12 protein-coding genes are annotated in these 15,212 nt (G+C 57.8%); 10 read left to right on the plus strand and 2 right to left on the minus strand.

What is annotated here, in order from left to right; genetic code table 11:
• Positions 1-86 precede the first annotated feature (86 nt).
• Together GSD1FS_RS09655 and GSD1FS_RS09660 are read right to left on the minus strand one after the other, a co-directional pair.
• On the minus strand, positions 87-719 hold the full coding sequence (locus GSD1FS_RS09655; protein ID WP_246165701.1) for a hypothetical protein: 633 nt from the start codon (positions 717-719) through the stop codon (positions 87-89).
• On the minus strand, positions 629-1,024 hold the full coding sequence (locus GSD1FS_RS09660; RefSeq protein WP_246165702.1) for a hypothetical protein: 396 nt from the start codon (positions 1,022-1,024) through the stop codon (positions 629-631). The genes GSD1FS_RS09655 and GSD1FS_RS09660 overlap by 91 nt, the downstream gene beginning before the upstream one ends.
• Before the next feature lie 300 nt (positions 1,025-1,324).
• Here GSD1FS_RS09660 and uvrA point away from each other — a divergent pair, with 300 nt between their 5' ends.
• From uvrA to GSD1FS_RS02180, 10 genes are all read left to right on the plus strand, one after another.
• The gene (gene uvrA, locus GSD1FS_RS02135; RefSeq protein ID WP_155588232.1) at positions 1,325-4,270 is read left to right on the plus strand and encodes an excinuclease ABC subunit UvrA; all 2,946 of its coding nucleotides are present in this window, start codon (positions 1,325-1,327) and stop codon (positions 4,268-4,270) included.
• A 105-nt stretch (positions 4,271-4,375) separates the two neighbouring features.
• A complete protein-coding gene (uvrC, locus tag GSD1FS_RS02140) occupies positions 4,376-6,799 on the plus strand; it encodes an excinuclease ABC subunit UvrC (RefSeq protein WP_425481774.1) in 2,424 nt (807 codons plus the stop codon).
• A gap of 56 nt (positions 6,800-6,855) precedes the next feature.
• The gene (locus tag GSD1FS_RS02145) at positions 6,856-7,761 is read left to right on the plus strand and encodes a shikimate dehydrogenase (RefSeq protein ID WP_155588152.1); all 906 of its coding nucleotides are present in this window, start codon (positions 6,856-6,858) and stop codon (positions 7,759-7,761) included.
• Positions 7,761-8,696 (plus strand): RNase adapter RapZ, encoded by a 936-nt coding sequence (gene rapZ / locus GSD1FS_RS02150; RefSeq protein ID WP_155588153.1) that lies wholly within the window; start codon positions 7,761-7,763, stop codon positions 8,694-8,696. The genes GSD1FS_RS02145 and rapZ overlap by 1 nt, the downstream gene beginning before the upstream one ends.
• A gap of 149 nt (positions 8,697-8,845) precedes the next feature.
• A complete protein-coding gene (whiA, locus tag GSD1FS_RS02155) occupies positions 8,846-9,814 on the plus strand; it encodes a DNA-binding protein WhiA (protein ID WP_155588233.1) in 969 nt (322 codons plus the stop codon).
• Positions 9,815-9,944: 130 nt separating this feature from the next.
• Complete coding sequence (locus tag GSD1FS_RS02160; RefSeq protein ID WP_155588154.1) at positions 9,945-11,150, plus strand: phosphoglycerate kinase; 1,206 nt, start codon at positions 9,945-9,947, stop codon at positions 11,148-11,150.
• Positions 11,151-11,236: 86 nt separating this feature from the next.
• Entirely contained in the window at positions 11,237-12,019 is a 783-nt protein-coding gene (tpiA, locus tag GSD1FS_RS02165; RefSeq protein WP_155588155.1) for a triose-phosphate isomerase, read from the plus strand.
• Positions 12,020-12,102: 83 nt separating this feature from the next.
• Positions 12,103-12,393 carry a preprotein translocase subunit SecG gene (gene secG, locus GSD1FS_RS02170; protein WP_155588156.1) on the plus strand — a complete coding sequence of 97 codons (291 nt, stop codon included), beginning with the start codon at positions 12,103-12,105 and terminating at the stop codon, positions 12,391-12,393.
• 107 nt (positions 12,394-12,500) lie between these two features.
• Positions 12,501-13,331 (plus strand): HAD family hydrolase, encoded by an 831-nt coding sequence (locus GSD1FS_RS02175; protein WP_155588157.1) that lies wholly within the window; start codon positions 12,501-12,503, stop codon positions 13,329-13,331.
• Between the two features lie 146 nt (positions 13,332-13,477).
• The gene (locus GSD1FS_RS02180; RefSeq protein WP_155588158.1) at positions 13,478-15,112 is read left to right on the plus strand and encodes an aminotransferase class I/II-fold pyridoxal phosphate-dependent enzyme; all 1,635 of its coding nucleotides are present in this window, start codon (positions 13,478-13,480) and stop codon (positions 15,110-15,112) included.
• The last annotated feature ends 100 nt before the right edge of the window (positions 15,113-15,212 follow it).

Below are 15,212 nucleotides of genomic sequence, written 5' to 3' on the forward strand. Positions count from 1 at the left end.
GTCACGGAATATACAACAGCCGCGCATTCGAGATATTTCCCGAGTGCGCGGCCGTTCAGCTGGCATGTCAGTGTGTTCAAGAAAACTCAGTGAGTGCTTTCATCGCCATCGTCTTGATCGGTGTCGTCCGCGGCTGCGTCATCAGTCACCTCGACGGCGTTGCCGGTCTGAGCCGACACGGTGTCGACCGAGTTCAGTCTGCCGGTGAGTTTGCGCCACGGCAGGTACATCAGCGCGGCAGCCAACGTTTCGAGAACGATTATCAGCACGGCGGTCACCTTCGATGTGTCCATCAGACGTACGGCGATGCCGAGCAGCGCCCACAACGCCGACAATCCGAACACCCAGTCGTGGAAGTGCCAGCGTGCAAAGCATGCGAGCGCCAGCAACAGCACGGCGAGAATGATCGTCGATGCCATTTGCGCGAGCGAAGACAGGTCACCGTCTTTCGACAGGTAATAGCTGACCGCGCGGGCGATGTCGGTGATGGTCTCGATGCCCATCCACGAGCCCCACAGCGAGAACGGAGCCCAACCCCAGATTGTCTGGTCATGCTTGCGTGAGAAGAACCACAGCACCCACAGCACGATCGTGGCGGCGAGACCAAGTGTGATCGTGGCCGGATAGTTCACTGCATGGAAGCAGAACAGCCATGCGATCTGCAGCAGGCAGGTGAGCGTGAACAGAATGCCCAGAATGCTCGGGGGAATTCTGCCCAACCCTTTTCACGATGTTTGTCGTTGCGCAGACGCACCAACCACACCGCCACGAACGCATACACGACCACCCAGATCAGGTCGACGTACCTGGCGGGCACGAACCATGTGAACGCCTCCGCATGCGTCGGGTGCACCATCTTGCGCAATATGCCGGCCTGTGCGAGTGCGTTGAACACGATCAGCGCGGCGAACGACACCCACGCGCAGATCATCTCAATATCACGCTGCACATGCGCGCGCGACTTCTCGTTGACAGACACGGCCGACGTGGAAGTGGTCTGCCGCTCCGAACTCTTCTTGTTCATACCTTCTCCAAACTGTTCGATACCTCTTCCACGATAAACCGTCGGCGCGGACGCCGCCCGCGTAAACACCTCGATTACGTTCATTGGAAAACTCACTGGAAACGTCTTATGAACACCACGTATCTTTGCAGTAGCACGAACGTTATGAAGCAGGCGCACCCAAGTCGAACAATTGTTCGACTTTTGTGAATGAATGGGGTACGATACTGCACATAAAGCACACACGGCTTTATTCCAACAGGAGGAGCAGCATTGGCGGACCGCGTATCGCAGAACACGTCACCTGTCATCGAAAAAGTGATGACCAGTGACGCCTTCCTCAGCAAAGAGCTTGAAAAGGCGCCGCTCAAAGAGCATAACGGCAATCTGATCGCCGACATCAGCCACCTTCCCAACGATCTGAAAATCGTGGTGCAGGGCGCGCGTGAGCACAATCTCAAGAACGCGAACCTCGAGTTTCCGCGCAACCGCATGGTGGTGTTCACCGGACTCTCCGGCTCGGGCAAATCATCGATGGCGTTCGACACATTGTTCGCCGAAGGCCAACGCAGGTACGTGGAATCGTTGTCTGCCTATGCGAGGCAGTTCCTCGGGCAGATGGACAAGCCGGACGTCGATTTCATCGAGGGTCTGAGCCCGGCGGTCTCCATCGATCAGAAGACGACGAACAGGAACCCGCGTTCCACCGTCGGCACGATCACCGAGATCTACGATTACCTGCGTCTGCTGTTCGCACGCACAGGCGTGCCGCACTGCCCGGTCTGTGGAGCACCGGTGCAGGCGCAGACTCCTCAGCAGATGGTCGACACGCTGCTCAAACAGCCGGAGGGCACGCGCTTCCAAGTGCTTGCGCCGGTTGTGCGCGGGCGTAAGGGCGAGTTCGCCGATCTGCTCGAACTGTTGCGCGGCGACGGGTATGCGCGTGCGATCATCGACGGCCAGATGCGCCAGCTCTCCGACGACATTGCGTTGACGAAGCAGAAGAAGCATACGATCAGCGTGGTGATCGACCGTCTCGTCATTCGCGACGGCATTCGCCAGCGTCTGACCGATTCGGTGGAAACCGCGCTGAGACTGTCTCATGGCGTGGTGGTCGCCGATTTCGTGGACCGCGACGAGAACGATCCCGACAGGCAGGTGCCGTTCTCCGAGCATATGGCCTGCCCGAACGGGCATACGCTCGACCTCGACGAGATCGAACCGCGCACATTCTCGTTCAACGCGCCGTACGGCGCATGCCCCGAATGCACTGGCCTGGGCTTCAGCCTGGAAATCGACCCTGAACTGGTGGTGCCGGATCCCGACAAAACGCTTAACGAGGGCGCCATCGAACCATGGATGATGACGAAGAGCACAGGCGACTACTACCGTCACCTGCTCGAAGGCCTCGCCAGCCAGATGGACTTCGACCTCGACACCCCATGGAAGGATCTGCCGCAGGACGTTCGCGACGCGATCCTCTATGGCAAGGATTTCAAGGTCGAGGTCTCGTACCGCAACCGTTGGGGGCGCATGCGCGAATACACCACAGGCTTCGAAGGTGTGATCCGTTCGCTGATGCGCCGCCATGACGAAACCGATTCCGAACAGCGCAAGCAATACTACGAATCGTATATGCGCGAAGTGCCGTGCAGTGCCTGCAAGGGCAAGAGGCTGCGCCCTGAGGTGCTGGCGATCACCGTTGACAACAAGTCGATTGCCGACGTGTGCGACATGGCTGCGGAGAAGAGCCTGCAGTGGATCAACGATCTCAATCTGACCGGCTCGGCGGCAAAGATCGCCGGTGAGGTGGTCAAAGAGATTCGCGCGCGTCTCGGATTCCTCAATGACGTCGGCCTGAACTATCTGACGCTCTCGCGTGCCGCGAAAACGCTGTCCGGCGGTGAGGCTCAGCGCATTCGCCTGGCCACGCAGATCGGCTCTGGCTTGGTGGGTGTGATGTATGTGCTCGATGAACCGTCCATCGGCCTGCATCAACGCGACAACGCACGTTTGATCTCGACGTTGCACCATCTGCGTGATCTGGGCAATACGCTTGTGGTGGTCGAACATGATGAAGACACGATCACCAGCGCCGACTGGGTTGTAGACATCGGCCCTCGCGCCGGTGAAGGCGGCGGCGAGATCGTGTATTCCGGCCCTGCCGAGCACCTGGTGGATGCGCCACGCTCGATCACCGGCGACTACATCGCCGGTCGTCGCAAGATCGAGGTGCCGAAGAAGCGTCGTAAGATCAAGCGTTCACGCATGTTGCGCGTGGTGGGTGCACGCGAGAACAACCTCAAGAACATTGACGTCGAGTTCCCACTCGGCGTGATGACCTGCGTGACGGGCGTCTCCGGCTCCGGCAAATCGACGCTGGTGAACCAGATTCTCTACCCGGTGCTTGCCGACAAGCTCAACGGGGCTCGCATCGTGCCGGGCAAGCACACGCGCGTCGAAGGCGTGGAGCAGTGTGACAAGGTGATCCACGTGGACCAGAATCCGATCGGACGCACGCCGCGTTCGAACCCGGCCACCTATACCGGCGTGTGGGACAAGATTCGCACACTGTTCGCGAAAACCCCTGAAGCGCAGGTGCGCGGCTATGGCCCCGGCCGCTTCTCGTTCAACGTGAAGGGTGGACGCTGCGAAGCCTGCCACGGTGACGGCACGTTGAAGATCGAAATGAACTTCCTGCCCGACGTGTATGTGGAGTGCGAGGAATGCCACGGCAAGCGCTACAACCGTGAGACGCTTGAGGTCAAATACAACGGCAAGACCGTCTCCGACATTCTCGACATGCCGATCAGCGAGGCGGCGCAGTTCTTCAAGGAGTATCCGTCGATCTCGCGTTACCTCGACACGCTCGTGGATGTCGGCTTGGGCTACATTCGTCTTGGACAGCCGGCGACCACGCTCTCCGGCGGCGAATCGCAACGCGTGAAGCTCGCCACCGAATTGCAGCGCCGTTCCACCGGCAAGACCGTCTACATTCTCGACGAGCCGACCACCGGCCTGCACTTCGAAGACGTCAACAAACTGCTGCTGGTGCTTCAAGGATTGGTAGACAAGGGCAACACGGTCATCATCATCGAACACAACCTCGATGTGGTGAAGTCGTGCGATTGGCTCATCGACCTAGGCCCTGAGGGCGGTGACGGAGGCGGAACTGTCGTGGCCGAAGGCACGCCTGAGCATCTGGTGCAATGCGATGGTTCGTGGACCGGCAAATTCCTCGAACCGATGTTGCAGACGAAGAAATAATGCCGGCTGGAAATAGAAACCGCTTATAGCTATACGACGCATTGCGTATGGAAAGGATTCGCTATGCCGATGTTCGAGCGTCACGCGCCCGGCACATGGAAGCAGATGGCTTCACGGCTTGCGGAGCCGGCCGCTTCGACGACCGGTTCCGCAACAGGCGGCAGCGGCGTCAACAAGAACGGCGCCCCGCTGCTGGGTGATTCACGCGACCTCTTCCGCCCGAAAACCAGCGACATTCCCGCCCAGCCCGGAGTCTACAAGTGGCGTGACGGCGACGGTCAGGTCATCTATGTCGGCAAGGCGAAGAACCTGCGCAACAGGCTCACGAACTATTTCCAACCGCTCCACCAGTTGCACCCGCGCACGCAGACGATGGTGCTCACGGCCAGATCGTTGGAATGGACCGTCGTAGGCACCGAGTTGGAGGCGCTGACCCTCGAATACACGTGGATCAAGGAGTTCGACCCACGGTTCAACGTGGTGTTCCGCGACGATAAAACCTACCCGTATCTTGCGGTATCGGTGGGGGAGGAATACCCCCGGGTGTGGATCACGCGCAGCCGTAAACGCCGCGACACCCGCTATTTCGGCCCCTATGCGAAAGTGTGGGATCTCAAGAAGAGTCTCGACGGCCTGTTGCGCGCATTCCCGGTGCGCACCTGCACGCCGTCGAACTTCCGCAAGGCGCAGGTCACGAACCGTCCATGCCTGCTCGCATCGATCGGCAAATGCTCGGCTCCCTGCGTTGGCCGCATCTCCCCGAAGGATCACCGACTGCTGTGCGAACGGATTGTCGGCGTGCTCACCGGAAGTCTCGGCAAATCGTATGTCGCCTCGCTCACCGCGCAGATGAAGGAGGCGAGTGCCGACCTTGATTTCGAGAAGGCCGCGCGTCTGCGTGATGAGATCCAGATGCTCGGCACGGTTGTCGAACAGAATTCGGTGGTGCTCGATCAGGATGTTGATGCCGATGTGTTCGGCATCGCCTCCGATGAGCTGGAAGCCTCGGTGCATGCGTTCTTTGTGCGTTCCGGTTCCATTCGAGGTGAACGCAATTGGAGCATCGAACGCGTCGAGGATGTCGACGATGCCGAGTTGATCAGCGATCTGATCATGCAGGTGTATTCCGACTTGGCCGGTGAACGTGAGGGCGAATTCCGAAAAACATCTCACATGCCTTCTGACGTGCCGACGATTGATCCGCCTGTCGCCAAGACGGATGGCGCTACTGGCACCGGCTCGGCTGAACCGGCGCCGATCACCATGCGCAGTTCGCAGATCAAGGTGTCGGAGAAGCGCACTGCGATCGGCTCGACGCAACGCATGTCGGCAGGGGATGCACTGACTCGAGCGCAATCCACAAAGGCCCGCAACCAGCGCCAGGAGCAGACGGGCAGGGCTGACCTGTTGGAGCCGATCGCTCCGGTTCCCCGTCAGGTGTTGGTGTCTGTCATGCCATCTCGTGCCGATGATCTGGAGAGCTATCTTCGTGGGCTGCGCGGCGGCGCGGTGTCGATCAGCGTGCCGGCGCGCGGCAATAAGAAACAGTTGTTGGAGCGTGCTGAGCAGAATGCGCAGCAGGCGTTGCAACGTTCGAAGATGAGCCGCATATCCGACATCGGTGCTCGTACCGCCGCCATGAACGATGTCGCCGATGCGCTGGGATTGGCGCAAGCTCCGCTGCGCATCGAATGCTACGACATTTCGAACACCGTCGGCGGTGCCTTCCAGGTGGCGTCGATGGTGGTGTTTGAAGATGGCATGGCCAAGAAGTCGGAGTACCGTCGTTTCGCCATCCGCGGTGAAGACGGCAAGGGTGCTCTCGATGATTTGAGCGCATTGTATGAGACGCTGACACGTCGCTTCCGCCATGGCAATATTGCCGGAGACAGCGGTGAGAGCATGGACAACGAGAAGCGTCTCGAGCAGGCCATGAATCAGTCGCCGGATTCGAACGGCTCGGGTTCCGATCAGCTTGACTCCGCGGAGGATGTCGCTGAAGAGATGGTGCAGCAGAACACTGATCGCCGTCATTTCGCCTATAAACCGAATCTCGTGGTCGTCGACGGCGGCAAGCCGCAGGTGATGGCCGCCGCACGCGCATTGCATGATTGCGGTGTCACCGATGTGGCCGTCTGTGGATTGGCGAAACGCATGGAAGAGGTGTGGGTGCCTGATGACGATTACCCGATCATTTTGAAAAGATCGTCGGAGGGCATGTATCTGCTTCAGCGCGTGCGCGACGAATCGCATCGTTTCGCCATCACCTATCACCGGCAAACGCGTCGTAAGGGCGCATTGCGTTCGGCTTTGGACGAGATTCCGGGCATCGGGCCGACCTTCCAGAAGCGATTGCTCAACCATTTCGGTTCCGTACGCAACATGCGCGCAGCCAGCGTGGAGGAGCTGGAAGCGGTCAAAGGAGTCGGGCATGCCAAGGCCGAAGCCATTTATGCCGCCTTGCACAACACCGCTGAGAAGAACGATTCCAAAGTCTCTGACGGCAATGCGGGCAGCGTTGATTCGTGATGATCGACCGGTGGCGAATATACTGAGGAACAGAGAGAAACCGACAGAGGGAAGTTATGAGTACTATTCAGCGTGCGGCTGTGTTGGGCAAACCCATCGCGCACTCCCTTTCCCCGGTCTTGCATGAAGCGGCATATCAGTCGCTCGGACTGCATGATTGGGCATACGGCAAGATCGAAGTGGGTGAAGACGATCTGCCGGCATTTGTGAACGACTTGGATGATTCTTGGCGCGGGCTGAGCCTGACCATGCCGCTCAAGCGCACAATCCAACCGTTCGGCACGCCATCGAACCAATGGGCGAGGGAACTGGCCGTGGCCAACACCGTTGTGTTTGATTGGTCTGGCCGGCAACCTCGACTGGCGCTCTACAACACCGACGTCTATGGCATCGCACGCGCATTCCATGATGCGTTCGGCACCGTATCGCGCGCATTCCCAGAGCATGCGACGGCTGTGATCCTCGGCAACGGCAATACCGCAGTATCGGCCATGGCGGCATGCATCATGCTTGGCGTGACAACGGTGACGGTGGCCGCACGCCACCCGGATCGCAATCCGCAGTTCGCGCAATTGGCGGCAGCACACGGGCTTACCGTTTCGGTCATTCCATTGGAACAGGCCATTGAACCGTTGGAACACTGCGATATAGCGATCAGCACGATCCCCGGCAGGGGAGCCGACCCGATCGCCCAGCAACTCAGTGCAACGACTACACCGTTGCGTGGGGTGTTGCTCGACGTCGTGTATGATCCCCGTCCATCGCTGCTGATGCAGGTATGGAGGGCTCATGGGGGACTGGCGATCGGCGGTGAACGGATGCTGCTTCATCAGGCCGTCGCGCAGGTTCTTCTGATGATGGGTTCGGCTGTCGGAACTGATTTCGATACGCTGACGAATAATCTGCCCCAAACGGCTACACTGGAACAGGCGATGTGGGAAGCATTGGAAAAGGAGCTGTGATGCAAGCTGAACAAGATACGCAGAACAAAGGCGAGTCAGCGGATCACGCACACGCCTCCTCTCCAGCCGAAGGCTTCGAGGTTCTGCTGATCACCGGCATGAGTGGCGCCGGTCGCTCCCATGCGGCCCACAGCATTGAAGACATGGGTTGGTATGTGGTAGACAACATGCCGCCGAAACTGCTCGAACCATTGGTCGATATGATGACGGCATCGAAATCCGGCGTGCATAAGCTCGCCGCCGTGATCGACGTGCGTTCACGCGACTACTTCATGGACTTGAGCGCAGTGCTGTCTCATTTGGATGATTTGGGCTTGAAAACGAGGATCCTGTTCCTCGACGCCGACGACGACGTGCTCGTCAAACGATTCGAATCGGTTCGCCGCCCGCACCCGTTGCAGGCCGGCAATCGTCTGATCGACGGCATTCACGAGGAACGCAAGCTCTTGGAGAATCTGGAAGAGCGAGCCGACATCGTCATCAACACGTCGAAGCTGAGCATTCACCAGTTGTCGACGAAACTGTATGACGCATTGATGGGTACCGGCCCTACCACGGTGTCGGTGCACATCTTCAGTTTCGGATTCAAATACGGCATCCCGATCGACGCCGATTTCGTCGCCGACGTGCGCTTCCTGCCGAACCCATACTGGGTGCCGGAACTGCGTGAACTCAACGGGCATGATGCGCCGGTGAGCGAATATGTGCGGTCGAACGACAAGGCCACGAAGTTCCTCGACGCATATGAGAAGGCGATCGAAATCGCCATACAAGGCTATGCGCAGGAAGACAAGCATTTCGTGACGATAGCGATCGGTTGCACCGGCGGTCAGCACCGATCCGTCGCAATGAGCGAGGCCTTGGCTTCGCGATTGCGCTCCCACGGTTTGACCGTGACGGTCTCCGCACGTGAGCTTGACCGTAATTCCCAATGATTGCAACGGATTCTCGCATGCTGGAACACTAGCTTGCCTGCGAGGAAAAATACGCGTGGTTGTCCAAGACTTTCGGTATCACAGAACAGCGGAAGTCAATGCGACACGCCGAACAGTTGATAGACAACAACTACATACAGGAGGATCTTTTGGCGCTTCTCGATGAGGTCAAAAGCGAGCTGTCGAATATCGATGGGGGAACACCGGCGGTACAGAAGGCGCAGGTGACGTCGATGCTGTATTTCGGACGAGGCTTCCGCAGGGTGCAACGCGAGTCGTCGACGCAGATCATTGTTCAGCCACAGTTCGACTCCATGGAGGCCGCCCACTGGCTTCAGGAAACGATTGAAAGCCTCTTCAAGATTCCTGCGGCATTGAAGTCCGTCGACGTGAAGACACCTCACGGTTCGTTGCGCCGCTACGCCGTCGATGTCGGCCCTCGTGCCGGATTCGCCTTGGCTGTGCGCACGGGCATGATCGACCCGCGACTCAACCGCATCGTCAAAGGACTTCCTTCCGAGCTTTCCAACGGCAACATCGCGCAGATCAAAGGCGTGTGGCGTGGCGCGTTCATGTCTTCCGGCACGCTTTCCGACCCCGACAAGCCAAGCGCTTTGGAGATCATCTGCCCGAACGACGAGACCGCCGATTCGCTGATCGCGATGGGGCAGCGCCTCGGCATTCGCGCGTCAAAGCACACGGTGCGCAGCTCGGTGCGCATTCACCTTTCCAACCCCGATGCCATCGAGCGTCTGCTCACGATGATGGGTGCGGGGAGCACGGTTCGTGATTGGACCGGCAAGCGTCCGGATCCCGAAACGCATCATCGTGCGAATCGTCTGGCCAATTTCGATGACGCGAATATGCGCCGTAGCGCGAAGGCGGCCGCGGAAGCGGTTGTGAAGGTGCAGCACGCCTTCGATGTGCTTGGGGATGATATTCCGCAGAATCTGCGTGCTGCAGGCCAGCTGCGCATCGATCATCCAGACTTCTCGTTGGAGGAGCTTGGTCGTGCCGCACGCCCGCAGATCAGCAAGGACGCGGTTGCCGGCCGTATTCGTCGTTTGCTGCAAAGGGCGGAAAAAGTCGAGCAGGAGAACATGGCGAATAAGAGCTGATAAGCTTGAAAGCGGATTGTTTGGCATGATCGCTGATGCCTGGCATCGGCAATGCCGTGCAATGGTTTTGGCGCTAAGATGTGCTGCGGCCGTCGGTCGCTTGGCATCTTGCGGTTAGAAAGGAAAACGAATGAAGACACTCAAGGATCTTGGAGATCTGAAGGGCAAGCGCGTTCTGGTTCGCGCTGATTTCAATGTTCCGCTCGATGGAACCACCATCACCGATGATGGCCGTATCAAGGCTGCCCTGCCTACCATCGAAGCCCTGCGCAAGGATGGCGCGAAGGTCATTCTGATGGCTCACTTGGGCCGTCCGAAGGGCAAGGTCGTTCCTGAGCTGTCGTTGGCTCCGGTCGCCGCACGCCTGAGCGAACTGCTCGGCTGCCCGGTTGTGCTCGCTTCCGACACCTATGGTGAGGATGCGCAGGCGAAGGTCGCCGCTATGAACGACGGTGACGTGGTGCTGCTTGAGAACGTGCGCTTCAACCCTGAGGAGACCAGCAAGGATGAGGCCGAGCGTGCCGCCTATGCGAAGAAGCTCGCTGCTCTCGGCGACGTGTTCGTTTCCGATGGCTTCGGCGTGGTTCACCGTGCACAGGGCTCCGACTACGACGCGGCCGCCGATCTTCCTGCGGCCGCCGGCCTGCTCGTTGAGAAGGAAGTCAAGGCGCTGTCGAAGGCCACGAACAATCCGGAGCGTCCATTCACCGTGGTGCTCGGCGGCTCGAAGGTTTCCGACAAGCTCGGTGTGATCGAGAACCTGCTCGACAAGGCCGATCGTCTCGTGATCGGCGGCGGCATGGTCTTCACCTTCCTCAAGGCCAAGGGCTACGAGGTCGGTACTTCGCTGCTCGAGGAAGACATGCTCGATCAGGTCAAGGGCTACATCGAAACCGCTGAGAAGAACGGCGTCGAACTGGTTCTGCCTGTCGACATCGTGGTGAACAAGGGCTTCCCGGCTGGCGACACCCCGGTTGATCCGAAGGTCGTTCCAGCTGATCAGATTCCTTCCGACATGATGGGTCTCGACATCGGCCCTGAGTCCCAGAAGCTCTTCCACGACAAGATCGTCGACTCCAAGACGGTTGTGTGGAATGGCCCGATGGGCGTGTTCGAGGTTCCGCAGTTCGCAGCCGGCACGCGTGCCGTCGCTCAGGCACTCGTCGATGCGACTGCAAAGGGTGCGTTCACCATCGTCGGCGGCGGCGACTCCGCGGCTGCGGTGCGTCTGCTCGGCTTCCCCGAAGATGGCTTCTCGCACATCTCGACCGGTGGCGGCGCCTCCCTCGAATTCCTCGAAGGCAAGGAACTCCCTGGCCTGAAGGTTCTCGAGTAATAACCCGTATATAGCAAACGCGATGTGAGACGTTCGTGCTTGAGCGTCTCACATCGCGTTTATGCAACCTCACGCAAAAGAGAAACATGGCTACAGCAATACGAATGCCAATGGTCGCCGGCAATTGGAAGATGAACTTCGACCACCTCGAAGCCACGGCTTTTGTTCGCGAGTTTTCCCGCAATCTCAAGAAAAGCCACTTCGATTTCAACCAGTGCGAGGTGGTGCTGTTCCCGTCGTTCACCTCGATCCGTAGCGTGCAGGTCATCGTCGAATCCGAACGGCTCAAGATCAAGTATGGAGCGCAAGCCGTTTCGGTGACATCGCAGGGTGCGTTCACCGGCGACGTGTCGGCCGACATGATCGCGCGCCTAGGTTGCAGTTACGTCATCGTCGGTCACTCCGAACGCCGTAAATACCATCCGGAAGACGATGCGAACATCGTCGACCAGGTGCGTGCTGTGATGGCCGCCGGCATGCAGCCGATTCTATGCGTGGGCGAGAGTCTTGAGGAAAGGCGCAAGGGCATCGAACTGGAATTCGCCGTCGGTCAGGTGCATGATGTGACGCGAGATCTCTCCGACGAAGAGGCCGCGAAACTCATCATCGCCTACGAGCCGGTGTGGGCCATCGGCACGGGTATGGTCGCCACTCCGCAAACCGCGCAGGATGCGGCGCACGCGTTCCGTGAAGATCTTGCGAACACGTTCGATGACCATGTTGCGAACACGGTGCGCGTTCTCTACGGCGGATCCGTGTCGTCAAAGAACTGCGTCGAACTCATTGAAGAGCCGGACGTCGACGGTTTTCTCATAGGCGGCGCCGCGCTCGACGTCGATGAGCTCACGTCGATCTGCAGAAAACAATAGCGACGACTTCGCACTGACGTTTCCGTGAAGATTGTTGGGTTGGCCGTGTTCAGTAATCGTATTGTTCCGGGCAATGAGGTACTATGGTCACCGTTAAGAAATTTTTGGAGGTACTTGTGTCTGCTCTTGCCATTGTCAAGCTGATCTTGCAGATTGTGCTCGTTATTCTCAGTCTGTTGCTCACCCTGCTGATTCTTATGCATAAGGGCAAGGGCGGCGGTCTTTCCGACATGTTCGGTGGCGGTCTCACGCAGAACGCCGGCTCGTCTGGTGTGGCAGAGAAGAACCTGAACCGTTGGACGGTGATCATCGCCCTGATCTGGGTTGCGATCATCATCACCCTCGGGCTGTTCACCAAGTTCGGCATCGCCTGATTCATCGTTGCGAAGAAACCCATGCTTCTTTGTGAGGCATGGGTTTTTCTATACTCGCACACAACAAATTCCTGACTCATCACAACTTACGGTAGGGGAGAAGTAGCTTGACGCAACCATTCATTGTGGCTGATCTTGACGGCACGCTGTTGCATGACGGAACGACGTTCGAACAACGCGCGCTGTCTCGGTACACGATCGAGACAGTCGATCGGCTGCATGCGCGACACATTCCGTTCGTCGTCGCAACGGCTCGACCTGTGAGCACCGGACTCGACATGGTAAGGCAACTCAATGCCGATGCATGTATCTATCTTAATGGAGCGTTGATCGATTTTCATCCTCGAACATCGAGTTATGCGATGCTGACCGGCGCGGCATCGGCTCCTGCTGGGCAGTTACTGAAAATCGGTTTGTCATCGCGACGTGCGTGCGAAGTGTGCCGAACGTTCGTCTCGACTTTTCCGAATATCGAAATCGGCATCGTCATGGACGATGTGCGCTACACGAACTTCGATGTGAGCAAGTATTGGAAAACGCAGGAATGGAAGTTCACCGATTTTACTGATGTACCTGAGGGGACGGCAGATAAGATCATCATCTTCCCGCATGATGAGCCGCACGATGTGCTCGCCTCGTTGATTCCTGACGACCTGTCGTTGAACATCAGTGAGGGAACACTGTGGATGCTTATGAATCCGCACGCCAACAAAAAGTACACGATGGAACTGCTGTGCGACAGATTGAACATCGATCTGGCTGACGTCATAGCGTTCGGCGATGACGTCATTGACATTGACATGATGACCACAGCCGGCACCGGGGTGGCAGTCGCCAATTCAAACCCACACGTATTGAACATAGCGGATGAGATATGCAGTTCAAATAATGATGACGGCGTTGCCCACTGGATTGAACAAAAGATACTGCTGAACTAGATGTTCAATATAGTTCAATTTTAAATTATGTAAGATGTGAGGCATATTGTTCAAAACTACGACACGCTCACATTGAACTAAATATTGAACTTATGATATTTTGAACAGAGCACTGTAATTGTTCAAAATATGTTTCAGGGGGCGCTATGGCACAGTTCAACGACAGATTGAACCAAGCTATGGAACTGCGTGGCATCAAGCAGATCGATTTCGTCAAAGCAGCACATGAGCACGGAGTCAAACTCGGCCGTAGTCACATCAGTCAGTATGTGAGTGGGAAGACCCGCCCGAGAAAAGACATCGAATACTTCCTGGCCGCCGTGCTGCGAGTCAACGAGCATTGGCTGGCGGGGGAGAATGTGCCGTTCGACGACGATCCGGCCACATTCGCACACGTGTCGCAGCAGATCGCTGAAGCAAACCACATCGAAACGTCGGAGCATCACACCCAGTCGCCAAAGGAACAGGAGCATCATATGGAACCGGAACATAACAGCGACGTGCAGAATCCGTCTTTCCCCGATGTTCCCGCATCGGTCAACGACGAGCCGAGCATGCCGACCACGCGCAGAACGTTCACGAAGTCGCACAAGCTCGACAACGTGCTCTACGATGTTCGAGGACCGGTAGTCGATGAGGCGGCTCGCATGGAGGCCGCGGGCATGCATGTGATGAAATTGAACATCGGCAATCCGGCCCCGTTCGGTTTCCGCACGCCTGACGAAGTGGTGGCGGATATGGCGCATCAGCTCGCTGACACCGAAGGGTATTCGGCGTCGAAGGGCCTGTTCTCCGCACGCAAGGCGATCATGCAGTACGCCCAGCTCAAGCATCTGCCGAACGTGGACGTCGAAGACATCTACACCGGCAACGGCGTGAGCGAATTGATCAACCTGAGCATGTCCGCCCTGCTCGACAACGGTGACGAGGTGCTGCTGCCGGCACCGGACTACCCGCTGTGGACCGCATGCGTCACATTGGCCGGCGGCAAGGCCGTGCATTACATTTGCGATGAGCAATCCGACTGGTATCCGGACATCGACGATATGCGTTCGAAGATCACCGACCGCACGAAGGCGATCGTCATCATCAATCCGAACAATCCGACGGGAGCGCTGTACCCGACGGAAGTGCTTCAGCAGATCGTCGATTTGGCGCGCGAGCACCAGCTGATGATCTTCTCGGACGAGATCTACGACCGCTTGGTCATGGATGGGTTGGAACACACGTCCATCGCTTCGTTGGCGCCTGATTTGTTCTGCGTCACCTACAGCGGCCTGTCGAAGTCTCATATGATCGCCGGATACCGCATCGGCTGGATGATCTTGAGCGGCAACAAGGCTATCGCCAAGGACTACATCGAAGGGCTTGACATGCTCACGAACATGCGCATCTGCTCGAATGTGCCAGCACAATCCGTGGTGCAGACGGCCCTTGGCGGCCATCAGAGCGTCAAAGACTACTTGGTGCCGGGAGGACGCATCTACGAGCAGCGTGAATACATTTACGAAGCGTTGAACTCAATCGACGGCATTACTGCGGTCAAGCCGAAGGCCGCGTTCTACATCTTCCCGAAGATCGACACCAAGAAGTTCAACATCCACAACGACGAGCAGTTCGCGCTCGATCTGCTGCATGATCAGAAGCTGCTCATCGTGCAGGGTAGCGGGTTCAACTGGCATGAGCCGAACCACCTCCGTGTGGTGTATCTGCCGCGCGTTGAAGTGCTGAAAGACGCCACAGCGAAGCTGACGAACTTCTTCAGCTACTACCATCAGTGAGTTCAAGCATCAATATCTGAACTAGTGGTCGAACATCACATAACGGTGGTGTGGGAGAGTATGGATCTTCCACACCACCGTTTTTGCTATGCACTCTTGT

It is taken from the genome of Bifidobacterium canis (assembly GCF_009727065.1).
Lineage (GTDB): Bacteria > Actinomycetota > Actinomycetes > Actinomycetales > Bifidobacteriaceae > Bifidobacterium > Bifidobacterium canis.